The sequence below is a fragment of the Streptomyces pseudovenezuelae genome, assembly GCF_001513955.1.
GTDB classification, from domain to species: Bacteria; Actinomycetota; Actinomycetes; order Streptomycetales; family Streptomycetaceae; genus Streptomyces; species Streptomyces pseudovenezuelae.
On the sequence record NZ_KQ948150.1, the window covers coordinates 65102 to 90750 of the forward strand.

Here is a 25649-nt window from a genome sequence, read left to right on the forward strand (position 1 = left end):
TAGCCCGGCGGCACCCACCCCGGTCCGGCTTGCGGACGAAAGCCGAGGCAGGGCAGGGTTCGACGGTGGCCACCTTGCTGATCGTGCATCACACGCCCTCGCCCAACTGCCAGGCGATGTTCGAAGCCGTGCTCTCCGGGGCCACGGCGCCGGAGATCGAGGACGTCCGGGTCGTACGGCGCGCGGCCCTGTCCGCCACCGCCTCGGACGTGCTGGAGGCGGACGCCTACCTGCTGGGCACCCCGGCCAACCTCGGCTACATGTCCGGTGCCCTCAAGCACTTCTTCGACCAGATCTACTACCCCTGTCTCGACGAGACGCGCGGCCGTCCCTTCGGCTGCTACGTGCACGGCGGCAACGACGTCACCGGCGCCCTGCGCGGCATCGAGTCGATCACGACGGGTCTCGGCTGGCGGCGTACGGCCGATCCGGTGACCGTGACCGGCGAACCGGCCAAGGCCGACATCGAGGCGTGCTGGGAGCTGGGGGCGACGGTCGCGGCCGGGCTGATGTCCTAGAGAGCCGTCTCCGTGGCACCGCCCGGCGTGATGAGCCCGCTCTCGTAGGCCAGGACGACGGCCTGGACACGGTCGCGCAGCTCCAGCTTGGACAGGATCCGGCCGATGTGGGTCTTCACCGTCGTCGGACTGAGGAACAGCCGCTCCGCGAGCTCGGCGTTGCTCAGCCCGGTCGCCAGCAGCCGCAGCACCTCCAGCTCGCGGGGGGTCAGCCCGGACAGGTCCCGGTGCCGGTCGGCCGAGGGCACCGCTTCCTCCCGCTGGGCGAAGCGCTCGATCAGACGGCGGGTGATCGCGGGCGCCAGCAGGGCGTCCCCGGAGCGCACCAGCCGTACGGCGGCCACCAGGTGCTCGGGCGTGACGTCCTTGAGGAGGAAACCGCTGGCCCCGGCGGTGAGCGCGGCGTAGACGTAGTGGTCGAGGTCGTACGTGGTCAGGATGATCACGCGGATCTCGCCCGCGGTGTCCTCGGCGAGGATCCGCCGGGTGGCCTCGATGCCGTCCATGCCCGGCATCCGGATGTCCATGAGGACGACGTCGGGGCGGGTGCGCCGGACCGCGGCGACCGCCTCCGCCCCGTCCGCCGCCTCCGCGGTCACCTCGATGCCGTCCGCGCTCAGGATCATCCCGAACCCGGTCCGCACGAGGGCCTGGTCGTCGGCGATGACGGCCCGCAGTCCGTCGCCGTTCGTGCCGCTCACGCCGTCCGCCACGGCATCTCCGCCCTGATACGGAAGCCGCCGGTCAGGGTCGGGCCGGCCGTCAGCCGGCCGCCGTAGACCGCGAGGCGTTCGCGCAGGCCGATCAGCCCGCGGCCGTTCCCGTCCGGGGGCGCCCCGTCGCGGACCGCGCCGGTGTCCATGACCTCGATCTCCAGCCGGTCACCGGACCAGCCGACGGTGACGACGGCCTCGGCGCCCGGCGCGTGCTTGAGGGTGTTGGTCAGCGCCTCCTGGACGACCCGGTACGCCGTCAGGTCCACACCGGGCGGCAGCGGGTCCGGGGGCAGGGAGACCGCGACGCCGACCGGCGTCCCGGCGGCCCGCACCCGGTCGATCAGCGCGGTCAACTGCCCGAGGCCCGGCTGCGGTTCGAGACCGTCGGTGGGGGAGTCCGGACGGCCGGTGTCCGACGCGGCCAACAGGCCCATCACGTGCCGCAGTTCGGCCATCGCTGCCCGGCCCCCGGCCTCGACCGCGAGCAGCGCCTCCTTGGACCGCTCGGGGGCCGCGTCCATGACCTTGCGCGCGGCGCCCGCCTGGATGACCATCACGCTCACATTGTGGGTCACGACGTCGTGCAACTCGGCGGCGATCCGCGCCCGTTCCTCCGCCACGGCCCTGCGCGTGGCCTCCTGGTGCGTCTGTTCCAGTGCCGCGAACCGGTCCCGGCTCGCCGCGAGGCGCCGCCGCCCGAACCGGACCACGCTGGCCAGCACCCCCGCCACCAGCAGCACCACCCCGGGGCTCGACCACCCGGGCAGCACGGGCTGCGTCGACCGGAAGGCGACCCCGGCAAGAACGGCGGCGACGGCCAACCCGGCCATCGCGCCTGCCCGGTGCCGGCTGTGCATCACCGCGCTGTATGTGCCGATGACGCAGGTCAGGACGTTGATCCAGGAGGCGTCGTCGCCGATGGCCAGCCCCGCGCAGAGCACCACCGCGAACACGGTCAGCGGAAATCGCCGGCGCGCCGCCAGCGGCAGCGCCGACAGGACGACCAGGACCCAGGGCGGCGAGGAGACCGGTTCCTCGATCCGCGCGCCCGGGAGCACCGGAGGCCGGGGCGGCAGCGGCACGCCGTACTCGACCTTCGACACCCGTACCGGCCCGTCGCCGGGATAGCGCGACGCCACCACCAGCGCGACCACTGTCAGCAGCACGGCCAGCAGTACGTCGAACCACACCGACCGCCGTGACAGCGCGGCGCCCTTCGCCTCCGGCCGCAGCGCGAAGCGCACCTGCCGACGCCAGCCCCGCAGGTACTCCGTCTCCATGCGCTCATTGTCGTGGCCCCCGGGCCGGTGGCGCGTCCGCCCGTACGACCGACCTCCCGTCCGGCGGGCGTACTTCGCAGGGATGACCCCGCCCGCGAGTCCTCCGCACGGAGGGCCGTATCTCGGTGTCCCGGCCGACGCGCCCGCGACCCGTCCTTCCCTACCTTCACCAGGCCGGCAACGACACGACCCGACGACCGACAGGACGGGCACCTCCCATGACAGCAGTGATCGAACTCAAGGGCGTGGGCAAGCGCTACGACACCGCCGGCGCACCCGCGCTCGGCCCGCTCGACCTCTCCGTCGCCCAGGGCGAGGCCCTCGCCGTGACCGGCCCTTCCGGCAGCGGCAAGTCCACCCTGCTGAACCTGGTCGCGGGCCTCGACAAGCCGAGCGAGGGCACCGTGACCGTCGCCGGGGAGCAGGTCGACCGGCTCGGCGAGCACGCCCTGGCCCGCTTCCGCCGCGAACGGATCGGCATGGTCTTCCAGTTCTTCAACCTCCTCGACGACCTCACCGTCCTGGACAACATCCAGCTTCCCGCCCAGCTCACCGGAGCCTCACGGCGCAGGACACAGGCCCGGGCCCACGAGCTCATGACGGTGCTGGGCATCGAGAAGCACGCCCGCGCCTACCCCGGCCGGCTCTCCGGCGGCGAACGCCAACGCGTCGCCGTGGCACGGGCGTTGGTGAACCGGCCCGCGCTGCTGCTCGCCGACGAACCGACCGGGGCCCTCGACAGCGTCTCGGGCCAGGACGTCCGGGAACTCCTGGTCGACCTGCACCGCGGCGGACAGACCATCGTGCTCGTCACCCACGACCCGGCCCTTGCGGAGGCCTGCGCGAGCCGCACCATCCACCTCGTCGACGGCCATGTCGCCCTCGACTCCCGCTCGGAGGCCGTGCGATGACCGGCGCGCTCGTCCGCGTCGTCCGCTCCGGGGTGGGCCGGCGCCGGGTGCAGACCGTCGTCATCGCCATCGCCACGATGATGGCGGTGGCGGCCGCCGTGGTCGCCGGTTCCCTCATGGTCGTCTCGCACGCGCCCTTCGACCACGCCTTCGCCGAGCAGAACGGTCCCCACGTCACCGCCGAGTTCGACCCCGCCAAGGTCGGTGCCGGACAGCTCGGCGCCACCGGCCGGCTGGACGGGGTCACGGCCAGCGCGGGACCGTATCCCCTCACGATCCTCCGGGCGACCGACTCCTCCGGCCGGCAGCCTCCGGCCATGACGCTGGTCGGACGCACCGGCCCGCACGCGGACGTGGACGACCTGGACCTCACGTCCGGCCGATGGGCGAGGAAATCCGGCGAGATCGTGCTGAGCTCCTCCTACGAGGGGCCCGCCTTCACGGTGGGCGACACCCTGACGGCCTCCGACACCACGCTCACGGTCGTCGGCTTCGCCACCTCGGCCGCCAGGACCGCCGACGGATGGGCAACTCCCGCGCAGGTGAGGGCGCTTGCCTCCGAGGAACACCCCGTGACCAGCCAGATGCTCTACCGCTTCGACGCGGCGGGCTCGAAGAGCGGGATCGCCGCGGCCCGCAAGAAGCTCCTCGCCGCCGTCCCGTCCGGGGCGCTCCTCGGCACCCGGTCCTACCTCGACACCAAGCGCGCCGCGGACACGGGGGCGGCCCCGACGATCCCGTTCCTCGTCGCCTTCGGGGTCCTCGGAATCGTCATGTCGGTGATCATCGTCGGCAGTGTCATCAGCGGCGCGGTCGGCACCAGCCTGCGCAGGATCGGCATCCTCAAGGCCATCGGCTTCACCCCGCGCGAGGTCGTCCGCGCCTACGTGGCCCAGGCGCTCGTCCCGGCAGGCGTGGGTATCGCGCTCGGGGTCGTCCTGGGCAACCTGCTGGCCGTACCGCTCCTCGACGACACCGAGCAGGCGTACGGCACCGCGACCCTGTCCGTCGCCTGGTGGGTGGACGTCGTGGTCCCCGCCGGCGCGCTGCTGGTCGTCGGGATCGCGGCCCTCGTCCCCGCGGCGCGGGCCGGGCGGCTGCGCACGGTCGAGGCCATCGCCGTCGGCAGGGCCCCGCGCACCGGACGCGGTCAGTGGGCGCACCGCGCGGCGGGTCGGCTGCCGCTGCCCCGGGCGGTGACGTACGGCCTCGCCAGCCCCTTCGCGCATCCGGTCCGCACCCTCGCGATGCTGCTCGCGGTGGCCTTCGGCACGATCGCGGCGACCTTCGCCGTGGGGCTCACCTGCTCGCTGAACGAGGTCAACGCGATACAGGACCCCCAGGACCGCTCCGCGGTCACCGTCTTCACCGGCGGCCGGACCGTCGCGGGCGGCGAACACGTCCCGGCACCGGGCACCCCGGAACCCGAGCCGGCCGACCCGGCACAGGTGAGCGCCGCCATCAGGGCACAGGCGGGCACCGCCTCGTACTACGGCATGGGCCAGGAGGACGCCACCGTGGCAGGGGTCTCCGGGACCGTCCGGGCGACCCTCTACCAGGGCGACTCCACCCGGGGCGCGTACGCGATGATCTCCGGGCACTGGCTCACCGGCGCGGGCCAGGTCGTCGTGCCCGGCCAGTTCCTGGAGTCCACCGGCACCGAGATCGGCGACACGGTACGCGTGACCGTCGGGAAGCGGACGGCCGTCGTGCGCATCGTCGGGGAGGCCTTCGGCACCTCGGACGACGAACTGGAGATCCAGGCGAACATCGCGGACTTCCCCGCGACCAGGCCGCGGGAGTTCCTCGTCGACGTGAAACCGGGCGTCTCCGCGCCGTACTACGCCAAGCGGCTCGCCGCGCGGGTCGAGCCCCTCGGCGCCGACGCCCGGGCCAACTCCCCTTCCGAGCAGGACAACTTCGTGTTCATCCTGAACACCATGGCTGCCCTTCTCACCCTGATGCTCGTGTGCGTCGCGGGTCTCGGTGTCCTCAACTCCGTCGTCCTGGACACCCGGGAGCGCGTCCACGACCTGGGTGTGTGCAAGGCGCTCGGCATGTCGCCCCGGCAGACCGTGAGCCTCGTCCTCGCCTCGGTGGCCGGCATCGGCGTGCTCGGTGGTCTCGTCGGCGTGCCCGCCGGATACGCGCTGCACGGCTTCGTGCTCCCGGTGATGGGACACGCGGCGGGCACCGATCTGCCCAGGTCCGTCCTCGACGTCTACGACGTCCCGCAACTGCTCCTGCTGGGCCTGGCGGGTCTCGTCATCGCCCTGCTGGGTGCGCTGCTCCCGGCGGGCTGGGCGGCCCGGGCCCGTACCGCGACGGCGCTGCGCACGGAGTAGCCGTCACCCCTCCCGGCGCAGGCTCATCACCAGGTCGCGGGGCAGGCCGTGGGTGTCGTGCAGGTACTCGTAGTCCTCCTCGCCCAGCGGCCCCCGGTACCGCGGTCCGGACAGCAGCCGCCGGCCGCGCTCCAGCAGCCGGTCGAACCGGCGTTCCTCCTGCAGCAGCTGGTCCCGCACCAGTCCGGTCCCGTGGCCCGTGCGGAAGTGGTCCAGCGTGTGCTGGAGGAGCTCGACCGGCAGGTCGTCGAGGGTGCGGGACGGGTCGTCGCGCCGCACGGTGGTGAGCACCCGGCGCACGACGCGGCGCAGGACGTGACCGCGGCCGGTGTGGGACGGCCGTACGCCGTCGCCGAGCACGACGACGGCGGAGCGCAGGTGGTCGCAGACCAGTCGTAGCGAGGGCCCGTCGAGGTCCCACAGGGGTGACAGCAGTCGTGTCCAGGGCTCGAACAGATCGGTGTCGTAGACGGAGTCGCGGCCCTGGAGCACGGTGAGCAGGCGTTCCAGTCCCATGCCGGTGTCGATGCCGGGGCGCCGTAGGGGCTGGAGCGAGCCGTCCTCCAGACGCCGGTAGCGCATGACGACGTGGTTCCAGATCTCCACCCAGCGTGGGTCGGTGGTGGGGGTCCCGTGGGGCGGGGTGGAGCCGGTCCACACGAAGATCTCGGAGTCGGGGCCGCACGGTCCGACCGGGCCGTTGGACCACCAGTTGTCCTCCCGGGTGAGCTCCACGGGCACCCCCAGCTCCTCCCAGGTGCGCAGGGACTCCAGGTCGGGGCCCACCTGCCCGTCACCGCCGAAGACCGTGACGTGGAGTCTGTCGTGAGGGATGCCGAAACCCTCCCGGAGCAGTTCGTACCCCCAGCGAAGGCTCTGCGGGTGGCCGTAGTCGCCGAGCGACCACGAGCCGAGCATCTCGAACACCGTCAGGTGCGTGGAGTCCCCGACCTCGTCGAGATCGGTCGTGCGCAGACAGCGCTGCACATTGACGAGCCGGTGCCCCCGCGGATGCGGACGGCCCTCCAGGTACGGCGTGAGCGGATGCATGCCCGAGGTCGTGAACAGCACCGGGTCGCCGGGCGGTGGCAGCAGTGTGCCGCCGGTGATCAGGTGGTGTCCGCGCTCGCGGTAGAAGTCGGTGAAGACGCGTACGGTCCGGTCCGTGTCCATGGCGATGGTCCTTCGGTCTCAGGGGACCGGAAACGTCCACGGGAACAGCGCGACCAGAGGTCCCGCACCGGCGGTCCGTTTCCGGCCGCCGGGGGTGAGGGGAGGTCAGGCGTCGGCAGCCGGCGAGCTGGTCGCTCGCGCGGCTGCGGTGCGGGTACGCCTGAGGATCTCCATACGATCAACGGTACGCACCGGCCTCCCGGCCCGTCACTCGGTTTTCCCCGAGAGGGCGCCGTCCCGGCCCCGGCACCGCTGGTCCGGATCCACGAGCGACCGGCCCCCGTGCACCGCGCGCGCCTCGACCAGCGCTCTGCGCAGCGCCCGTCGGATGTCCGTGGGCAGGCTGCCGGCGTCGGGCCAGCGCACGACGTGCCGGGCGACGTCCCGCAGCTTGATGTTGGTGTGCTGGGACACGGTCCTGAGGACCTCCCACCCCCGCTCGGGGGTGAGGCCGCTGAGGGCGATGACGACCCCGATCGCCTGGTCGACCACGGCGTGCGAGGCAAGGGCCTGCCGGAGCTGGGCGACTTCCGCCTGCAGTTCCTCGATCTTCTCAGCCGGCTCTTCGTGTTGCGTCATGCACAGCCCCGTCGCTCTCTCCCCCTGTTGCCCGGCGACTCCGGCGGCCGCCATCCGTCCAGCCTGGACGCCGCGGACCACCTGGGACGAGCCATCGGACGCACACCCTGTGACCAGGCAGGACAGAAAACGAAACGCGCCCTGCAGCATCGCGCGGTTCGGGGGTATGTGCGAATGAGGTGAAGAGAACGGGAGGCCCTGCACACGATGGAGACGCTGAGATTCGACAGCGACGACCTGGAACGGACCGAGGAGTTCCTCAGTCAGGCCTACGCCAGGATGCGCATCGGCAACGGCACCCCGGACAGCAGCCGGGCGCGGATCCACCGCAGCGCCATCGACTCGGTCAGCGTCGACGAGCTGTACCTGGACTTCGACATGAGCTACGCCGTCACCCCGCTGGGCCGGATCTGCCTGTGCGTGGTCCACGAGGGCACCATCGAGGACCACGTCTACCAAGGGGTCTCGGACTCCTTCGGCCCCGGCGACGTGGTGTCCTTCGCCCCGCCCGAGCTGTCCTACGCGGGCCGTGTCCATGCGGCCCGCTACAACATCACCATGCTGGACCCCGACCTGCTCACCCAGGTCGCGTCGACTGCGGACACCCGGCGCCCGGAACCGGTCCGGCTCACCGGACACCGGCCGCTCAGCCCGGCCGCGGGTGACCGGCTGCGCTCGACCATCCGCTATGTGCAGGACCACGTCCTGGCGGACGCCGCCGTCGCCGACCAGCCGCTGGTGGCCTCCACGGCGGCCCAGCACCTGGCCGCGACCGTCCTGGCCACCTTCCCCAACACCGCGGTCACCGACCCCACCGGCCCCGACCGCCACGACGCCCACCCCGCCGCCCTGCGCCGCGCCCTGGCCTACATCGACGACCACGCCGACCGGCCCCTGACCGTCGCCCAGATCGCGGAGGCGGCCCACATCAGCGTCCGCGCACTCCAGTACGCCTTCCGCCGCCACCTGGACAGCACCCCGCTCGCGTACGTCCGCCAGGTCCGTCTGTCCCACGCCCACGACGAGCTGGCGGCGGCCGACCCCGAGGACGGCAGCACGGTCACCGACATCGCCGCCCGCTGGGGCTTCTACCACCCGGGCCGCTTCGCCACCCTGTACCGGCACGCCTACGACCGCTCACCGCGCCGTACCCTGCACGACGGCTGACGTCGGCTCTGCGGCCTGGTGACAAAGCGTCCTCCCGGCCCTGCGTTCTTGTGAGCAACCCCCAGGAGCGTGCCTCGCACCGCCCTACGGTCCCTGCATGAACACGAGTCGCAGCAGAGGAAGAACCCCTGGGACGCTCCGTGCCGCGGCGCTGGCGGTGCTGCTGACCACCGGCGGATTCACCGCACCGGCGTCCGCGCAGAGCGCGAGAACCGAGACAACCGTCGGGTCGGGCGGGGGTGTGACCGAGACCGTCGTACGGGTGAAGTCACCCCTGCCGGCGTCCTTCGGTGCCCGGCCCGCGGCCTGCGACTGGCTGTCGTACCTGCGCTACCGCTCCTCGGCGGGGCCCGCGTCCTCGGCCGAGGCCGACCGGGTCCTCATCGCCCAGCCGGGCATCCTGGAGGGCGCCGGAGCCTTCGACAGCGTCGCCCGCAACACCGTGACGCGCGCCGCCGAGCAGGGGCGGCACATCGAGTTCTGGGCCCTGGACCGGCGCTCCAACTGCCTGGAGGACCGCACCGGGATCGCCTCCGGCGACCAGCACACCGCGGTCGACTACTACTACCGCGGCAAGCAGGTCCAGGGGCGCACCTTCGGCGGGTTCGTCGGCAACGACAAGCTCGGCTGGATGGCGGGACTCGGCATCGAGCAGACCGTGCGCGACGAGTACGACCTGCTCACCGCCGAACTCCCTGACCAGAGCGTCCGCAAGGACAAGGTGCTGTGCGGCGGCCACTCGCTCGGCGGCGTCATCACCGGCTACTTCGCCGCCGCCGACTTCGACGGCGACCCCGCCACCACCGCCGACGCCGGCCAGAACCAGTGCGCCGGCTACTTCGCCCTCGACACCACCGTCTCCACCTCCCTCGTCGACCTCAGCGGCAGCATCCCGGACGACACCAACCTGCCGGACGTGGGCCTCGGTTACGGCGTCGTGCAGGCCGGACTCGACAGCGGACTGCTCCCGCGCTCGCTGTCCGCGCCGGTCCTGCTCAACCCCGAGACCATGACCCTGCTCGCCATCGCGGGCGTGGGCGCGCTGCAGGATCCGGGCGGCGAGGCCGACCTGCCGGGCTATCTGCCCGCCAACACCAACATCGAGGCCACCAACCGCTTCCTGTTCTCCAAGGACACCGCCACCTTCCTCACCGGCTCACCCGCGGTGAAGGACTTCCGGCTCACCAACCAGGCCGTGCTCGGCTCGCTGATGGACGACCAGTCCGTACCCCTCGCCTTCCTGCAGAGCAGCGTGGGCTTCTTCGACGGCGGGCCCATCACCGACAAGAACTTCCCCGCCGCCAACGGGAGTTCGGCACAGCCGGGCCTCTTCGGCACCGAGTACAAAGCCATCCCGGCCGTGCCGCACGGTCCGCTCTACACCTGGCGCGACTACGACCGGGTCGGCGACGCGGACGACCCCGGGTACCGGTCCTCGGACGGGACTCCGTTCACCGCAGCGGGCAAGGAGGTCACCGACATCCAGGAGCTGGCACGCAGCATGGCCGCACAGCCCCTGGACTTCACCGAGCAGTACTTCCCGACCAAACTCGTCACCGACCTCGAACTGTCCACCTCCCCGCAGGTGAAGCGGCTCGTCGTGCACCCGGACGGACTCACCGCCCACCCGACGCTGACGGTCCTCGCGGGCGACGGACTGCTGGCCGGCCGGGTCCCCGCCGACCTGCACCCCGTGGTCGCGGACGGGTACCAGCACCTCGACGTGCTGACGGCGGCGCCGGTGCAGAACAACGGCCGGCCCGAACCGGTCTCCACCGCCCTCACGGAGTTCGCCCGCACACCCCGGTAGCGCTCACAAAGGGGAAGGTCCCGGGAGGAGTTCCTCCCGGGACCTTCCCCCTGCCGTCGGTCCGCTCAGACCTTGCCGGCGGCGAAGGTCGCCGCCGCGTCGGCGTTCGCCGTGTAACCGAGGTGCGCCAGCGTGTCGTTGCCGCCCGCCTCGCACACCGGGTCACCCTTGGCGCAGAAGTCGATGGTGCGGCTCTGGTACGTCCCGGTGACGCTCTTGCCGATCGCCCGGATCGGGTTGCCGAACAGCAGCACCGCGGCCACCCGTGACTCCAGCGCCGCCGGAATGGTCGCCACGATGGGGCTGCCGACCACCGCACCGGCGCTGCTGATACCGATGGAGTTGTCGACGACGTTCGCACCCTGCGAATAGCCGACCAGAATGAAACGCTGATTCGGACAGGCGGCGGCCTGGCTGTTCACATGGTTCACCAGATCGGCATTGCCCTGCGCGGCCGAGGTGAGGGAGAGATCGGCGGGGTAGTTCACCTTGTAGCTGGTGAGGCTCCGGCCGGTGATTTTCTTCTGCAGGGCGGAGTACACCGGGTCGCCGACGATGAGGCCGAGCGTGCCCGGCTCGAACGTGCCGCGAGCGGCGACGACGTCGAGGTCCGAGCAGGCCGCGGCGGATGCCGGTGGCGCCGATACGGCGGCCGCACCGGCCCCGCCGACCAGCGAGAGCGCGGCGAGGTACAAGCGAATGCGCATGGGGGGATCCTTTGAGGGTGGGGCGTGTGAAACGCCTGTGGAAAGGATGTCCCGAACGTATTCGCTGGACCATTGCCGGTGTTATGGACGGGAATTCAGGAATTCCTCGTTCTTTTGTGCGTTGGTGAGTGCCAGGATGAGATCCAGGCGGGAAGCGGGATCGTGCAGCGCGTCGCCGAAGACCTTCTCCAGTTGCCGCAGCCGATAGCGCACCGTCTGCGGATGGACATGGAGCCGGGCGGCGACGTCGGGCACATTGCTGCCGCTGAGCAGCCATGCCAGCAGGGTCTCGGCGAGCCTTTCGCGCTGTCCCTCCGACACCGAGTCGAGCGGCGCTAGGGCCCGCGCCCGCAGCTGGTCGAGCATCGGCTCGTCGCTGTGCAGCAGCAGGGTCGACAGGTGGTCCGCGCAGCGCACGACCCCCTGCCGGGGGAGGATCCCGCGTCCCATCAGCCCCAGGGCCCGGGTGGCCCAGCGCAGTGACCGGGCGGCCTCCGCGAGCGGCACCGTCGGCCCGACCGCGGCCGGCCGGCCCCGCAGCGCGAGGCTGAACGCCCGCCCGCCGAAACGCCCGGAGCCGTCCGGGTCCGGTATCAGCATCCGCGGCGGCCGTGACTCCATGTCCACCAGCGCCCCCGCGGCGGCCAGCGGCCGGTCCTCGTCCCGCTGGTCCGCGGTGGCGGCGAGCGCGACCACCGCGACCTGCCGCGGCACCGACCACCGCGCGCCGTGCGCCAGGTCCTGCACCGCGGCGGGCGCGACCTGTCCTTCGGCGAGCAGCAGGTCCAGCAGGCGTCTGCGCCGCCGTTCCAGCTCGTCCGTGTTGTGCGAGCGGGCCTCGGAGTACCCGGCCGCCGCCGCCTCCGCGACCTCGTGCACGGTACGGAAGGCGAGCTCGCCCAGCGTGGTGACCACCGCGGAGTCCAGGCCGAGCTCCTCCGCCGTACGGCCCATCAGCCGCCAGGCGTGCAGCCCTCCGACCCGCAGCGCGGACTGCAGGGCGTCCAGGCTGCGCCCCTCCAGGGCCTCGCCGCGCCCGAGTTCGTAGTACGTCGCCGCGATCGCGTCGCCGCGGCCGCGCGGGTCGGCGATGTGGTCGACGAACAGGGTCAGCGCCTGCACCACCCCCGCTCTGAGGTGTTCGCGGTAGGTTCCGTCGGCCGGGCGCGCGTACTCGGGGACCTGCCGGCGGACCTCCTCCTCGACCTCGTCGGCGACCTCTTCCAGCTGGGCGCGCAGCAGTTCGGCCAGGTCGGGCGGTACCGCGGTGGTACCGCGGTCCTCCGGGACGCCGTGCGGGGCGGCGGGGGTGGCCAAGGGGGGCCCTCCTTTCACCCGGAAGCGGCTCACCCGCGGGCCGTTGCCCGTGGGGCGAGGGGTCAGTCCTGTGTTGGACGGACGACCCCTGCGTTGCGTTCCGTGTCCCGACGGTACCGACATCACTGCGGCACCCCCAGCCCCCGGGCGAGCATCGGCCACGAGGCGGTGAACTCCTGCTTCCAGTAGGCCCAGCTGTGTCCTCCTCCGGCGTAGAAGTGTGTGGTGACCGGGATGCGCAGCAGTGCGAGCGTGTCGGTGAAGCTGTGCGCGGAGGGCCACAGGGCGCTCTCCAGGGCCTCGGGCAGCCAGTCGCCCGTGCCTCCGGCGAGCCCGCTGCCGCTGGAGACGTACAGGGCGGTGCCGCGCAGCCCCGTCGCACGGTCGCGCGGGTTGAAGTCGCGCCAGGTGAGCAGGTTCAGGAACGGGTTGCCCCACAGCGAGGCGGGCACCAGGTTCTCGCGGGCCACGATGGCGTCCATCAGGGTGGGCACACCGGGTGCCATGGTGTCGAGGATCCCGCTGTAGGAGGCGGCCGCGGTGAACGTGCCCGGGTGCCGTGCCGCGTGCGCCATGGCGCCGTAGCCGCCGGTGGACACCCCGGCGACGACCCGCACACCGGAGGCCCGGTAGTCGCGGGCGAGCAGCGCCGGAACCTCCTTCAGCTGGAAGGTCTCGTAGTCGGGGCCGCCGCGCCAGGCGGTGGGAATGCCCGTGGGCCCCGCGTCGGGCATCGCCACGATCAGGTTCCGGCCCTCGGTGAAGGCCTCGATGTCCGTCTCGCGCGTCCAGGAGGTGTAGTCGTCGTGGGCGCCGTGCAGCAGGTACAGCACGGGGTAGGTGCGGGTGGACTGCGCGTCGAAGCCCGACGGCAGGACCAGCCGCACCGGGGCGCTGCGGCCCAGCGCGGCGGAGGGCACGGACACGTCGACGGTGCGGGACCCGAGCGCGGAGGCGGTCCGGGCGCCGAACAGGACGGCCAGACCGGCAGCGGCCGCGGCCTTGGTGACGGTGCGTCGGGGCACTCCGGGGGTGGGACGGTGCATGGCGGCTCTCCTCGGATCACGTTCGGTGGGTCCCTGCGGCGAGTTCGCGGCCCAGGTGGGCGGCGAGCTCGTCGACGTGCGGCGGGTCGAGCAGCGACAGGTGGTGTCCCGCGACCGGTACGACCCTCAGGCGCGGGCACACCTCGTCCCAGCCCAGCCCCCGGTCGTCGCGTTCGTAGGCGGGGTCGCGCACGGTGTGCGGAGCGGGCTCGGTGGCCCGGTACAGGACGACCTGCCCGTCGTAGCGGCCCGGCCGGTGGGCCTCGCCGATCCTCAGGTCCAGGTACGAGGAGCGCTGGTGCTCCAGGGCGGCGGGCGGAACGTCGGCGGACGCGCGCAGGATCTCCAGCACGGTGTCGATGCGCTCTCCGTCGTCGTCCATCGCGACGAGGTCGTCGTACGGCAGTTCCAGCGGGACCCCGTAGGCGTCGTGGACGTGGCGGGCGAAACCCTCGAAGTGGGCGCGCAGCCGGTCGGCCGGTGTGCGGTCCGGCCGGGGGAGGGGCCGTACGGAGTCGATGAGGACGACGAGCTCCACCTCCCGTCCCGCGGCGGTGAGTTGCCGGGCGGTCTCCTGGGCCACGAAGCCGCCGAAGGACCAACCGCCCAGCAGACAGGGCCCGTCGGGGTGGACGGCGGCGACGGCCTCGGCGTAACGGCGTGCCTTCTCGGTGACCGTCGGCGCGTCGTCGAGGCGTTCGAGGCCGTACACGGGCCGCTCGTCGCCCAGGCGTTCGACGAGTGCCCGGTAGACCTCGGTCGTGCCGCCGGCGGCGTGCACGAGGAAGAACGGGGGGCGGTCGCCGGTGGCGCGCAGCGGGCGTACCGGACCGGTCCGGAGCCGGTCGGCCACCTCCTGGACGGTGGTGGCGCCGAGCAGATCGCGCAGCGGCAGCTCGACGGCGAACTCGCGCTCCAGGGCCGTGCGGATCCGGACCGCCATCAGCGAGTCCAGTCCGAGGTCGGCCACCGCGGTGGCGGGGGTGACCCGGCCGGCGGGGTGGCCGGTGACGGTGGTGATGTGATGGCACAGGCGGGCGACGACGGAGGTGTCCTCTTCGACGTGAACCTCGGTTGCCCGCAGACCTGTTGAAGCGGCCGTCCGCGCGTTCGCGGGCGCCTCGGTCCGCTGTGCCCCGCGTCCGTCCGTCCACCAGTGCCGTACATGCCTCCAGCGCGGCACCGGCAGGTCGACGACCCGTCCCGGCGGCAGGGGCAGCCGCGCGCCCGCGCAGTACAGGGCACCCACCTGGGTGAGGACGTCGGCGCAGCCGTCGGCGCCCCGCCGGAGCGTGCCGATCGCGAGGGCGCCGGGCACGTTGTCGGTGACGGCCCGGGCGAGGACCGGGTGGGGGGAGATCTCGACGAAGGCGGTGTGGCCGTCGGCCGCGGCCGCGGCGAGGGCCCGGTCCAGCCGTACCGGCCGCCGCAGGTTCGCCGCCCAGTGAGCGGAGTCGAAGACACTGTCGCCGCGCGGGTCGTCCAGGACGGTGGAGTAGACGGGCACACGAGGTGCTCCGCCTCCGACATCGGCCAGGGACTCGGTCAATTCGGCCAGCAGCGGCTCGACCTGGGGCGAGTGTCCGGCGCCGACGACCCGCATGGACCGGGCCGCCCGCCCCTGTTCCGCCAGTCGTCGCACGAGCCGCGCCACCGCCGGTTCCTCGCCGGTGACGACCTTCTGTCCGGGTGAGGAGTGGACGGCGACATGCACACCGGGGAAGTCGTGCGCCAGGGCGTCGAGTTCACCGTCGGCGAGGTCGACGACGGCCATCGCCCCGCCCCGCAGCCGGCTGAGCAGCCGGGCCCGTTCGGTGACGATCCTGGCGCCCTCCGCCACGTCCAGGGCGCCCGCGCACACGGCGGCGGCCACCTCGCCCAGGGAGTGGCCGATGACGGCGGCGGGTTCGACACCGTAGGAACGCCACACCTCGGCGAGCGCCACCTGGAGTCCGAACAGGACGGGCTGGGCCACCTCCAGCCGGTCCAGCTCGCACCCGGACGCGAGCCGGTCGTACAGGGACAGTCCGCACTCCGCGTCGATCTTCTCCACGGCGGCGGCGAAGGCGGGCTCCTCGGTCAGCAGCCGGCGGCCCATCCCGGCCCACTGGCTGCCGTACCCGGAGAAGACCCACACCGGGCCGCTTTCCACCAGATCCCGCTCACCGGTGACGACCCGGCCGTGCGGGCGCCCGTGCGCCAACGCGTCCAGTCCGTCCGCGAGTTCGTCCCGGTCGCGGGCGACCACGGCCGCGCGGACGCCTCCGCGTCCCGCCCGTCCGGCCAGGGTGCGGGCCACGTCGGCGGGGTGCGCGGCGGCTGTCCGGAGCCAGTCGGCGAGCCGGGCCGCGGTGTCCCGCAGCCGCTCCTCGTCCACGTCGGACAGGAGATGCAGCCGGGCGCCGGGTTCCTCGGCCGGGCGCGCGCGCAGGACACCGGGCCGCCATTCCTCCAGTACGGCATGGGCGTTGGTGCCGCCGAAGCCGAACCCTGAGACGCCCGCGGTGGCCGTACCGGCATAGCGCGGCCAGGGCTCGCCCTCGGTGACCACCCGCAGTCGTACGTCGTCCAGGGCGCTGCCCTCGGCGCAGTGCAGGGACGGCGGGATGACGTCGTGGTGCAGGGCGAGCACGGTCTTCACCAGCCCGGCGACGCCCGCCGCGGACTCCAGGTGTCCCAGGTTCGACTTCACCGAGCCCAGCAGCAGCGGCTGGTCCGGGTCGCGGTCCGCGCCGAGGACCGTGCCCAGCGCGCCCGCCTCTATGGGGTCGCCGAGCGGGGTGCCGGTGCCGTGCGCCTCGACGTAGTCGACCTGGGCGGGGGCCAGGCCGGCCCGCGCGTACGCGGTGGTCAGGAGGGCCTGCTGGGCGGCCGGGTTGGGGGCGAGGAGGCCGTTGGAGCGGCCGTCGGAGTTGACGGCCGTGGCGCGGATGACGGCGAGCACGCGGTCGCCGTCCCGCTCGGCGTCGGACAGCCGCTTCAGGAGCACGGCCGCACAGCCCTCACCGCGGCCGATGCCGTCGGCGTCGGGCGAGAACGGCTTGCACCGACCGTCCGGGGCGAGGGCGCCCGCCCGCCGGAACGCCAGGGTGACGGTGGGGGAGAGCAGCAGGTTGACGCCCGCGGCGATCGCCGTGTCACTCTCGCCGGTGCGCAGACTCACGCAGGCGTGGTGCACCGCGACCAGCGAGGAGGAGCAGGCGGTGTCCACGGCCATGCTCGGCCCACGGGTGTCCAGCACGTACGCCAGCCGGCCCGCGGTGACGCTCAGCGCGCCGCCCGCCGGGGCCCAGGGGTCGACGGCCGCCGGGTCGGCGCCGGTGAGCGAGCCGTACTCCGGTGCGGAGACCCCGACGAAGACACCGGTGGCGGTGCCCGCGAGGGAGGCGGCGGGGACGGCGGCGTGCGCGAGGGCCTCGTGGACGACCTCCAGCAGGATCCGCTGCTGCGGGTCCATCACGGCGGCCTCGCGCGGGGTGATCCGGAAGAAGTCCGCGTCGAACCCGGCGATGTCGTCCAGATAGCCGCCGTACCGGGGCGCGTCCTCGGGCGGAAAGGGGGTGAAGTCGCGCCAGCGGTCCTCGGGGACCCGTCCGATCGCGTCGACGCCGTCGGTCAGCAGCCGCCAGTAGTCCGCCGGGCCGTGGACCCCGCCGGGGAGACGGCAGCCGAGTCCGATCACGGCGACGGGCTCCGAGGGGGGATCCGCCGTGGCGGGCGCAGGCGGCGCGCTCCGCGCCGGCACCCGGCACAGACGCGCCGCCAGAGCCTCTCCGGTGGGTGCCTCCCACAGCAGCGTCGGCGGCAGCTCCCGTCCCGTCAGCCGGGAGAGGTCCCCGGCCAGCACGACCGCTTCCCGCGAGGACATGCCGAGGTCGGCCAGCGGCCGGTCCATCGGGACGTCCTCGACGGCCGTGCCGGTCCACCCGGCGACCCGCTCCGCGACCAGTCGGCGCACCGCGCTCGCGTCCACGGCCCTCACGCGGCGCCACCCGCCGCGTAGGCGCCCGCCAGGTACCGCTCACGGGTCAGGGAGCGCGACACCTTGCCGCTGGACGTCCGCGGCACGGTGCCCGGCGGCACGAGGAGCACATCGGCGAGCCGCAGCCCGTGCCGCCCGGACACGGCCGCACGTACGGCCCGTACCAGTGCCGGTACGTCGATCTCGGCGAGGCTCGTGGTCCGCGCGTGCTCGGCCACCACGACCACCCGCTCACCCGAGGCGCCCGCCACCCCGAACGCGGCGAGCCGGTCGCGCCGTACCGCCGGATGCGCGTCCTGGACGGTGGCCTCCAGGTCCTGCGGATAGTGGTTGCGTCCGTCGACGACGATGAGGTCCTTCAGCCGGCCCGTGACGATCAGCTGCCCCTCCAGGACCGTCCCCAGGTCGCCGGTGCGCAACCGGCCGTCCGTGCCGAAGACGCGGCGGGTCTGCTCGTCCCGGTTCCAGTAACCGCGGCCCACGTTGGGGCCCCGCACCTGGATCTCGCCGACCTCGCCCTCGGACAGGTGGGCCCCGGAGACCGGATCGACGACACGGACCTCCTGCCCCACCGGAGTACCGCAGCCCGCCAGCAGCACGGCGCGGGGATCGTCGGGCCGCGCGGGCAGTGCCTTGCCCTCGGCGAGCGCGTCCCGGTCGAGGGCGAACCGGCGCACCGGCTCCCCGGGCCGCGCGGCGCTGACGAACACGGTCGCCTCGGCGAGCCCGTACGACGGACAGTGCGTCGTGGCCCCGAGCCCCTGACCGGCGAAGGCGGCCCGGAACCTGTCGGCCGTGGTGGGACGGACCGGCTCGCTGCCGTTGATCAGTGCGAGGACCCCGTCGAGGCGCAGATCCGCCTTCTGGTCCTCGGTCACCGTCGAGGCGCAGTAGTCGTAGGCGAAGTTGGGCGCCGCGCTCAGCGTCCGGGGGTGGGCGGACAACAGCCGCAGCCAGCGCGCGGGTTCGTGAAGGAAGGCGACCGGGTCCATGAGCACCGACAGCAGCCCGCGCACCACCGGGGCCGCGACACTGAGGACGAGGCCCATGTCGTGGTAGAGCGGCAGCCAGCCCACACAGGTCACCGGTTGCACGTCGGCGCCGTAGGCGCCCAGCGCCTGGCGGGCGTTGGCGACGACATTGGCGTGCCCGATCTCCACGCCCGCCGGGGTGCGTGTCGACCCGGAGGTGTACTGGAGGTAGGCGATCTCCCCGCCGGGCGGCGGCAGTTCCGTCGCGGCGGCGTCCGGCACCTGGTCCACGGCGACGACCCGGGCGTCCGTCTCGGCACACAAGTCCCGCACCTGATCCAGGACATGACTTGCCGTCAGGACGACTGCGGGTCGCGCGTCGGACAGGACGGCCGCCAGCCGGTCGCCGTGTCCGGCCAGACCGGGCGGATACATCGGCACCGCGATCATCCCGGCCGCGAGCGCCCCGAGGAACCCGGTGACGTACTCCAGCCCCTGCGGGCACAGCACCGCGACCCGTGCCCCGGGCCCGGCCGCCTCGGTGAGCCGGGCGGCCACCGCCCGCACCCGCACGTCCAGCCGGCGCCAGGTCAGGGTGCGGTGCACACCGCGCGAGTGCGGCGCGGGATGGTCGACGAAGGTGAACGCCCGGCGGTCCGGGGTGGTCCGGGCCCAGTGGGCCACGTACTCCGGCAGGCTCCGGAACGCGGGGGCGAGCGGGGGACGGCGGATGTCCATCGGGCAGGTCTCCTCGCGAGGCGGGTCAGAGCGGGATGTTGCCGTGCCGGCGTTCCGGCATCGGGGCACGCTTGCCGCGCAGCGTGCGCAGGGCACGGCAGATGTGGGCACGGGTCTCGCGCGGGGCGATGACGGCGTCGACGTACCCGCGCTCGGCGGCGGGATAGGGCGTCCCGTGGGTGCTCTCGTAGGCGTCCACGAGACGGGCCCGCAACGCCTCGGGGTCGTCGGCGGCGGCGAGTTCACGCCGGTGCAGGACGCCCACCGCGCCCTCGGCACCCATCACCGCGATCCGCGCGGTGGGCCAGGCGAGGTTGATGTCGGCGCCCAGGTGCTTGGAGCCCATCACCGCGTACCCGCCGCCGTACGCCTTGCGCACCACGACCGTCACCTTCGGGACGGTCGCCTCGGCGTACGCGTACAGCAGCTTGGCGCCGCGCCGGATGATCCCGGCCTGCTCCTGGCGGACCCCGGAGAGGTACCCCGGCACGTCGGCGAAGGTCAGCAGCGGAATGCCGAACGCGTCGCAGAACCGCACGAAACGCGCGGCCTTCTCGGAGGCGTCGATGTCCAGCACCCCGGCCGCGTGCAGCGGCTGGTTGGCGACCACACCGACGGACGTGCCCTCGACGAGGGCCAGCGCGCAGATGATGTTCGGCGCGAACAGCTCCTGGACCTCCAGGAGTTCACCGTCGTCGACCACCGCCCGCAGGATGTCCCGCATGTCGTAGGCCTGCCCGAGCCGGTCCGGCACGATCTCGTCGAGCGGCACACCGTCGGGCGGCGGCAGCGGGGCGTACTGCGGAGGCCGCTCCAGGTTGTTGACGGGCAGGTACGACAGCAGCTCCCGTACGGTGTCCAGGGCCTCGGTCTCGTCGGCGGCGAGGAAGTGGGCGTTGCCGCTCAGGGAGTTGCTGGTGCGGGCGCCGCCCAGCTCCTCGGCGCTGGTGCGCTCCCCGGTGACCGCCTCGATGACGTCGGGTCCGGTGACGAACATGTGCGAGGCGCCGTCCACCATCACGGTGAAGTCGGTGATGGCGGGGGAGTAGGCGGCCCCGCCGGCGCACGGGCCGAGCACGACGGAGATCTGCGGGATCACGCCGGACGCCTGGACGTTGCGGCGCACCAGTTCGGCGTAGAGGGCGAGCGAGACCACACCCTCCTGGATGCGGGCGCCACCGCCGTCGTTGAGCCCGATGACCGGGCAGCCGGTCCGGAGGGCGAGGTCCATCAGGGCCACGGTCTTCTCGCCGAAGGCCTCGCCCATGCTGCCGCCGAAGACCGTGGAGTCCTGGGAGAACACGCAGACGGGACGCCCGTCCACCGTGCCGTAGCCGGTGATGACACCGTCGCCGTACGGGCGGTCGGCGCTGTCCCCGGCCGGCCGGGCCCGGACGAACAGACCGGTCTCGGTGAACGAGCCGGCGTCCAGCAGCAGGTCGATCCGCTCCCGGGCGCCGAACTTGCCGCGTCTTCTCGGCCTGTTCCCGGCCACCGCCTGCGCCCGGCGTGCTTCGAGCGCGAGGACGCGGTCGGCGGTGCGGTCGGGCAGACGTGTCGTCGTCACCTCTAGTGTCACAGCCACCTCCGAAGTGGCCTTCGAATATGGCAGCGCCTCCGGCGCGGGCCGAGCCCCACGCCGTTCTGTTTGCGCGAGGTGAGTCCCGGGAGGCCGTCCTTAGTCCGTGAGTGACAAGGGACCGCCGCCGACGGGGGGCCTCCTGTGCGCTGCATTTGAGACAACCTGGCCTCGGGGAAGGTGCAGACCTATTCCGGAGGGCGGCCTTTTCGCAGGCCGTGGGATGGCGCGTGCGGGAATCGAAGCACGTGAATGAGTCAGTTCTCCGATTCGGTTCGACCGGCCGGTTGATAGTTCAACGGGGGCGCTGCAACAATCCCCGTCCCGGCCTCCTCGCCACTCCCCGACCTCCCGGCCGCTCTCCTACGAGGCTTGTCGTCAGGCGCGAAATTCGCCGCACGCGAATTCCAGATTCACGAATCCCCCACACATCCGCACAGAACATGACTCCGGCGTGCCTTTGATGCAACGGCCGGCGCGGCAGTAAAGAAGGTGCATGTGTCACGGCACTCCATGGGGCTCGGCGGGCCGCCGAGCCCCTACGAAGCGGGCCCGGAACCGGCGGACCGGTCATCGGTGTCCCGCCAGCCCGCGTACCAGTCGCTGCGCCGAAGCCACCGGCGCTTCGGTGTCCGGGCGACGGCCGTGGCCGTCGGCGGGTTCCTGCTTTACGTCCTGCTGTCCAGCTTCGCGCCCGCACTGATGAACACCTCCGTGAGCGGCCATCTCACGATCGGACTGGCGCTGGGCCTCGGCCAGTTCGTGCTGATGAGTGTGATCGTGTGGCGCTACCTCGTGCACATGCGGACCCGGGTCACCCCGGTGGTCCGCGGTCTGCGCGGCCTGGTCCGCCACCACGAGACCACGGGACGCGAACGCGCCGCCTTCGAGGCGCGGACGGCCCCCCGCGACGAGGAGTTCCGCTCATGGTGACCTTCGGCGCCTCCGTCGTGGACCGCCTCAGCCTCCAGCTGACGCTCGTGCTCTTCCTGTCCGTGGTCGTCGTGACCCTGTTCACCGCCTTGCTGACCGCACCCCAACGCGACGAGATCGGCGAGTTCTACCTCGGCAACCGGGTCATGTCCCCGCTGCGCAACGGGCTGGCGATGTGCGGCGACTACGTCTCGGCCGCGACCCTCCTGGGCAGCACCGGACTGGTCGCCCTGACCGGCTACGACGGACTGCTCTACCTGTGCGGCACCGCCGTCGCCTGGATGATGGTCCTGCTGCTGATCGCCGAACCCCTGCGCAACACCGGCAAGTTCACCCTCGGCGACACCCTGGCGATCCGTCTGTCGCGCATGCAGCGGCCGGTCCGCCTCGCCCTGGCGCTGTGCACCCTGGCCATCACCACCCTCTATCTGGTGGCCCAGCTCGTCGGCAGCGTCGCCCTGCTGACCCAGTTCACCGGCGAACCCAGCACCGCCACCCGCACCCTGTGCGTCATCGTCATCGGCACCGTCGTCATCGTCTACGCCGCCATCGGAGGCATGCCCGGCGCCACCTTCATCCAGGTCGTCAAGGCGGTCATGCTCATCTGCGGTGTCACCGTGGCCGGGGTGATGGTGCTGCACCGCTTCGACTGGAACTTCGAGAACCTGCTCGCCGCCGCCGCGGACAACAGCGGCCAGGGTGCGCGGTTCCTGGAGCCCGGACTGCGGTACGGAGCCAGTGTCACCAGCAAACTCGACTTCTTCAGCCTCCAGTTGGCCATCGTGCTCGGCCTCGCCGCCCTCCCGCACGTGATGATGCGCCTGCTCGCCCCGAAGTCGGTCGACGTGCTGCGCACCTCGGTGGTGTGGGCCATGGGTCTGGTCAGCCTCGTCTGCCTGGCGGCCGGCATCCTCGGTCTCGGTGCCACCGCCGTCCTGGGCAGCGACACCATCGCCGACAACGACCGCACGGGGAACGCGGCCGTCCTGCTGCTGGCGCACGAACTGGGCGGCGCCGTCCTGACCGCCCTGCTGTCCTGCCTCGCCTTCGTCACCCTCCTCGCGGTCGCCGCCGGCCTCACTCTCGCCGCCGCCTCCTCGCTCGCCCACGACCTGTACGGCGAGGTGATCCGCAAGGGCCGCGCGACGCAGACGGAGGAACTGGCCGTGGCCCGGCTCGCGGCGGCCGTCATCGGCGTTCTCGGCATGCTGCTGGCGCTGGTCTCCTGGGGCGCCAACTCCGCGACCCTGGCCTTCCTCGCCTTCGCCATCGCCGCGTCCGCCATCCTGCCGACCCTCGTCTACAGCCTCTTCTGGCGGCGGTTCACCGCGCAGGGCGCCCTCCTCAGCCTGGGCGGGGGGCTGCTCACCTCGGTCCTTCTCGTCGTGTTCTCGCCGGTCGTCTCCTCCGCTCCCGCCTCGCTCTACCCGGACGCCGATTTCGCCTGGTTTCCCTTGCAGAATCCCGGAATCGTCTCCATCCCGGCCGGCTTCCTCCTCGGCTGGCTGGGTTCGGTACTCAGCCCTCCGGAAGCAAAGGAGACATACGAGGACTTCGAAGTGCGCACCCTTGTCGGAGTCGACTAGGTGTTTTCCCCGCACTTTTCCGGGAACCGTGTGGCGAACACGTGGATATTTCGTCGACAGCGGAGCACGGCTTGCGGCAACAACGCCCGTGCAGTAATTAGGTGATGTATGAACTTGTTCAACCGTGGCACCATGTTCCGCCGTACGGACCGCGCGGAAACCGCCGACGATTCCCAGCCCCCCACCGGGTCGTCGGCCACTGCCACAGCCGTCCTTCCTCAACCCGGACTGGCGGCCCTCACCGGGGAGTGGGCCATCGATCCCGCGCACAGCAGGATCGGCTTCTCCGTGCGCCACGCCATGGTGACCACCGTGCGCGGGGCGTTCCTGGAGTACCAGAGCCGCCTCTACTTCGACGGCCGAGACCCGTCCCGTTCGCAGGCGGAGATCATCATCTCCACCGGCAGCGTCGACACCGGCGTGGAACAGCGCGACGGCCACCTCGTGGGGCGGGACTTCCTGGACGCCGCGACCTACCCGCGCATGCGGTTCCTCAGCACCGCCGTGGAAGCGGTCGGCCCGGACGTGTACCGGATGACCGGCGACCTCACCATCAAGGCGACCACCCGTCCCGTGGTCCTGGAACTCACCTACATCGGCCATGTCACCGACCCGTTCGGCTACCAGCGGGCCGGCTTCGACGGCACCACCACCATCAACCGCTCCGAATGGGGCCTGACCTACAGCAGCAAGCTCGCCGAGGGCGGTGCCATGGTCAGCGAGAAGGTACGGCTGCAGTTCGACATCGCCGCGATCCGCACGCCCCCGGCCGGCTGACCGGGACCGGACGCGAAGACGCGGGCCACGGACTCGTCCGAGTCCATGGCCCGCTCCGGTGTTCCAGGGGCCGTCAGCGCCCGCGCACCAGCCCGGCCAGATAGCGCCACAGCGACGAACGCGGCCGTCCGGCGGCCTCGTCGGCCGGGGCGGAGCCCGCCGCGGCAGGCAGGGGCGGAACAGGAGGCACGGGCAGGGCGGGCGTTCCCGAGACCGTGTAACGCACCGGCAGCGACCGCAGACCGCGCATGAACGGCGAGGACCGCCACGGCAGTTGATCGACCGGCAGCGACAACTCCAGCCCGGACAGCCGCTCGAAGAGCCTGCTCACGCCGATCGCCGCCGCACCCCCGGCCAGTTCCCGGGCCGGGCACTGCCGCGGGCCGGCACCCCAGGACAGATGGGCCCGTGTGCTGATGGTCGACTCGGGGCAGACCTTCCCCGCGAACGTCGGATCCGCGTGCGCGGCACCGACCGACACCCACACCGGATCGCCGGCCGCGATGGTGTGGTTGCCGAGCTTCATGTCCTTCGACGGGAACCGCGGCACGAAGTTGATCAGCGGCGGCTTCTGCATGACCACCCGGTTCATGGTCTCCCTGATCAGTCCCGCCGACAGGCTGGCACTCGCGGGGAGGTTCCCGGTGATGACCTCGACGACCGTGTTGGAGATCAGGATGCCGACATGGTCCGAGGTCATGCCGAGCAGCATCATCAGCTCACGCGACAACTCCTCGACGCTCAGGCCGGGATGGGAGGCCAGGAGGTAGGAGGGGAAGTCGTCGCCGGGCTCCTTCATCTTCCACGCGCCGAGCTCCGACAGCGTGGCCAGCAGCCGTTCCAGGGCGGGCCCCGCGTCCGGTCCGGCGTCCAGTACCCGCCACATGTCCATCAGCGCGTCGTCGTGCTGCGAGCCGGGGAAGCCGAGCAGATGGCTGGCGACCATGAGCGGCAGGGGCCGCGAGAACTGCGCGGACAGATCCGCCCATCCGGTGCGGCCGCCCTGGGTGAACAGCGAGATCAGTTCGTCGGCGTCACGGGTGATCTGCGCCTTGAGCCGCTTGGCCACCGGGTGCCGGGGGTCCTGGAAGGGCCGCAGGGCGGTGTCCCAGGCCACCTTCAGCTCCCGGTAGCCCTCACCGCCCTGGATCAGCACGTGGTTGACGTCCAGCGACGGGGCGAGCGGCCAGTCCTCGGGCAGCCGTCCCTCCCGACGGGCCCGCCAGTTCTCCAGCCCCTTGGGCCAGGCGTGGTCGTCACGGAGGACCTCGTAGGCCTCCTCGTAGCCCAGCACGAGCCAGACCGGCACCCCCAGCAGGTCGACCGGAGCGACCGGGCCGTGCGCCTGGCGCAGACGCTCGTACACGATCGCCGGGTCCCGTTCGTAGTCGCGGGTCATGAGCGGTTCGAGGCTCATCGACTCCAGCGACTCGTGGCCGGCTGCCGATCCGCTGTTCACTGGGACCCCCATGGCTTCCTTCCCTCGGTCAGGCGCTACGCAAGAGTAATGTGAC

Annotated in this window: 19 protein-coding genes; 8 read left to right on the top strand and 11 right to left on the bottom strand. The window is 72.4% G+C overall.

The window, feature by feature from the left end; genetic code table 11:
• Positions 1-65 precede the first annotated feature (65 nt).
• On the top strand, positions 66-518 hold the full coding sequence (locus AQI94_RS28405; protein ID WP_031049572.1) for a flavodoxin family protein: 453 nt from the start codon (positions 66-68) through the stop codon (positions 516-518).
• On the opposite strand, the gene AQI94_RS28410 is transcribed toward AQI94_RS28405, so the two are convergent.
• Both AQI94_RS28410 and AQI94_RS28415 read right to left on the bottom strand, forming a co-directional pair.
• Complete coding sequence (locus tag AQI94_RS28410; protein ID WP_031049569.1) at positions 515-1231, bottom strand: response regulator; 717 nt, start codon at positions 1229-1231, stop codon at positions 515-517. The two genes, AQI94_RS28405 and AQI94_RS28410, sit on opposite strands and share 4 nt — an antisense overlap.
• Positions 1216-2514 (bottom strand): sensor histidine kinase, encoded by a 1299-nt coding sequence (locus tag AQI94_RS28415; protein WP_031049565.1) that lies wholly within the window; start codon positions 2512-2514, stop codon positions 1216-1218. The genes AQI94_RS28410 and AQI94_RS28415 overlap by 16 nt, the downstream gene beginning before the upstream one ends.
• 218 nt (positions 2515-2732) lie before the next feature.
• Between AQI94_RS28415 and AQI94_RS28420 the strand changes: the two genes are divergently transcribed.
• Positions 2733-3425, top strand: a complete 693-nt coding sequence (locus AQI94_RS28420; RefSeq protein WP_031049562.1) for an ABC transporter ATP-binding protein — start codon at positions 2733-2735, stop codon at positions 3423-3425.
• A complete protein-coding gene (locus AQI94_RS28425) occupies positions 3422-5770 on the top strand; it encodes an ABC transporter permease (protein ID WP_062229997.1) in 2349 nt (782 codons plus the stop codon). The genes AQI94_RS28420 and AQI94_RS28425 overlap by 4 nt, the downstream gene beginning before the upstream one ends.
• Positions 5771-5773: 3 nt before the next feature.
• Here the strand turns inward: AQI94_RS28425 and AQI94_RS28430 are convergent, their stop codons facing one another.
• Positions 5774-6943, bottom strand: a complete 1170-nt coding sequence (locus AQI94_RS28430; protein WP_031051226.1) for an alanine--tRNA ligase-related protein — start codon at positions 6941-6943, stop codon at positions 5774-5776.
• A 207-nt stretch (positions 6944-7150) separates the two neighbouring features.
• A complete protein-coding gene (locus tag AQI94_RS28435) occupies positions 7151-7522 on the bottom strand; it encodes an ANTAR domain-containing protein (protein ID WP_051832493.1) in 372 nt (123 codons plus the stop codon).
• Positions 7523-7729: 207 nt separating this feature from the next.
• On the opposite strand from AQI94_RS28435, the gene AQI94_RS28440 reads away from it, so the two are divergent.
• Positions 7730-8689 (top strand): helix-turn-helix transcriptional regulator, encoded by a 960-nt coding sequence (locus tag AQI94_RS28440; RefSeq protein ID WP_031051233.1) that lies wholly within the window; start codon positions 7730-7732, stop codon positions 8687-8689.
• 97 nt (positions 8690-8786) lie between these two features.
• Positions 8787-10499 carry a hypothetical protein gene (locus tag AQI94_RS28445; protein WP_051832491.1) on the top strand — a complete coding sequence of 571 codons (1713 nt, stop codon included), beginning with the start codon at positions 8787-8789 and terminating at the stop codon, positions 10497-10499.
• Between the two features lie 65 nt (positions 10500-10564).
• Here AQI94_RS28445 and AQI94_RS28450 read toward each other — a convergent pair whose 3' ends face one another.
• The 6 genes from AQI94_RS28450 to AQI94_RS28475 all read right to left on the bottom strand — a co-directional run bounded on the left by AQI94_RS28450 (position 10565) and on the right by AQI94_RS28475 (position 20827).
• Entirely contained in the window at positions 10565-11206 is a 642-nt protein-coding gene (locus AQI94_RS28450; RefSeq protein ID WP_031051238.1) for a cutinase family protein, read from the bottom strand.
• Between the two features lie 81 nt (positions 11207-11287).
• The gene (locus AQI94_RS28455) at positions 11288-12523 is read right to left on the bottom strand and encodes a PucR family transcriptional regulator (RefSeq protein WP_062229998.1); all 1236 of its coding nucleotides are present in this window, start codon (positions 12521-12523) and stop codon (positions 11288-11290) included.
• A gap of 122 nt (positions 12524-12645) precedes the next feature.
• Positions 12646-13569 carry an alpha/beta hydrolase gene (locus AQI94_RS28460; RefSeq protein ID WP_031052802.1) on the bottom strand — a complete coding sequence of 308 codons (924 nt, stop codon included), beginning with the start codon at positions 13567-13569 and terminating at the stop codon, positions 12646-12648.
• 16 nt (positions 13570-13585) lie between these two features.
• Positions 13586-17551: a type I polyketide synthase gene (locus tag AQI94_RS28465; RefSeq protein ID WP_062229999.1), complete on the bottom strand. Its 3966-nt coding sequence runs from the start codon at positions 17549-17551 to the stop codon at positions 13586-13588.
• Positions 17548-19260: a fatty acyl-AMP ligase gene (locus AQI94_RS28470; RefSeq protein WP_031044591.1), complete on the bottom strand. Its 1713-nt coding sequence runs from the start codon at positions 19258-19260 to the stop codon at positions 17548-17550. Before AQI94_RS28470 ends, AQI94_RS28465 begins: the two co-directional genes overlap by 4 nt.
• A 25-nt stretch (positions 19261-19285) precedes the next feature.
• On the bottom strand, positions 19286-20827 hold the full coding sequence (locus tag AQI94_RS28475) for an acyl-CoA carboxylase subunit beta (protein WP_031044589.1): 1542 nt from the start codon (positions 20825-20827) through the stop codon (positions 19286-19288).
• A gap of 510 nt (positions 20828-21337) precedes the next feature.
• Between AQI94_RS28475 and AQI94_RS28480 the strand changes: the two genes are divergently transcribed.
• The 3 genes from AQI94_RS28480 (at position 21338) to AQI94_RS28490 (ending at position 24135) form a co-directional block, all read left to right on the top strand.
• Positions 21338-21772 carry a DUF485 domain-containing protein gene (locus tag AQI94_RS28480; protein WP_225890280.1) on the top strand — a complete coding sequence of 145 codons (435 nt, stop codon included), beginning with the start codon at positions 21338-21340 and terminating at the stop codon, positions 21770-21772.
• Positions 21766-23358, top strand: a complete 1593-nt coding sequence (locus AQI94_RS28485) for a solute symporter family protein (RefSeq protein WP_031044585.1) — start codon at positions 21766-21768, stop codon at positions 23356-23358. Before AQI94_RS28480 ends, AQI94_RS28485 begins: the two co-directional genes overlap by 7 nt.
• 108 nt (positions 23359-23466) lie before the next feature.
• The gene (locus AQI94_RS28490) at positions 23467-24135 is read left to right on the top strand and encodes a YceI family protein (protein WP_031044583.1); all 669 of its coding nucleotides are present in this window, start codon (positions 23467-23469) and stop codon (positions 24133-24135) included.
• A 73-nt stretch (positions 24136-24208) separates the two neighbouring features.
• Here the strand turns inward: AQI94_RS28490 and AQI94_RS28495 are convergent, their stop codons facing one another.
• Positions 24209-25606 (bottom strand): cytochrome P450 family protein, encoded by a 1398-nt coding sequence (locus AQI94_RS28495; RefSeq protein ID WP_051832173.1) that lies wholly within the window; start codon positions 25604-25606, stop codon positions 24209-24211.
• Between the last annotated feature and the right edge of the window lie 43 nt (positions 25607-25649).

Bases quoted from the DNA above. Each gene is read 5' to 3' on its own strand.
- AQI94_RS28485 (WP_031044585.1), top strand. From the start codon at position 21,766: ATGGTGACCTTCGGCGCCTCCGTCGTGGACCGCCTCAGCCTCCAGCTG.
- AQI94_RS28415 (WP_031049565.1), bottom strand. From the start codon at position 2,514: ATGGAGACGGAGTACCTGCGGGGCTGGCGTCGGCAGGTGCGCTTCGCG.
- AQI94_RS28430 (WP_031051226.1), bottom strand. From the start codon at position 6,943: ATGGACACGGACCGGACCGTACGCGTCTTCACCGACTTCTACCGCGAG.
- AQI94_RS28440 (WP_031051233.1), top strand. From the start codon at position 7,730: ATGGAGACGCTGAGATTCGACAGCGACGACCTGGAACGGACCGAGGAG.
- AQI94_RS28495 (WP_051832173.1), bottom strand. From the start codon at position 25,606: ATGGGGGTCCCAGTGAACAGCGGATCGGCAGCCGGCCACGAGTCGCTG.
- AQI94_RS28420 (WP_031049562.1), top strand. From the start codon at position 2,733: ATGACAGCAGTGATCGAACTCAAGGGCGTGGGCAAGCGCTACGACACC.
- AQI94_RS28490 (WP_031044583.1), top strand. From the start codon at position 23,467: ATGAACTTGTTCAACCGTGGCACCATGTTCCGCCGTACGGACCGCGCG.
- AQI94_RS28425 (WP_062229997.1), top strand. From the start codon at position 3,422: ATGACCGGCGCGCTCGTCCGCGTCGTCCGCTCCGGGGTGGGCCGGCGC.
- AQI94_RS28460 (WP_031052802.1), bottom strand. From the start codon at position 13,569: ATGCACCGTCCCACCCCCGGAGTGCCCCGACGCACCGTCACCAAGGCC.
- AQI94_RS28470 (WP_031044591.1), bottom strand. From the start codon at position 19,260: ATGGACATCCGCCGTCCCCCGCTCGCCCCCGCGTTCCGGAGCCTGCCG.
- AQI94_RS28435 (WP_051832493.1), bottom strand. From the start codon at position 7,522: ATGACGCAACACGAAGAGCCGGCTGAGAAGATCGAGGAACTGCAGGCG.
- AQI94_RS28445 (WP_051832491.1), top strand. From the start codon at position 8,787: ATGAACACGAGTCGCAGCAGAGGAAGAACCCCTGGGACGCTCCGTGCC.
- AQI94_RS28450 (WP_031051238.1), bottom strand. From the start codon at position 11,206: ATGCGCATTCGCTTGTACCTCGCCGCGCTCTCGCTGGTCGGCGGGGCC.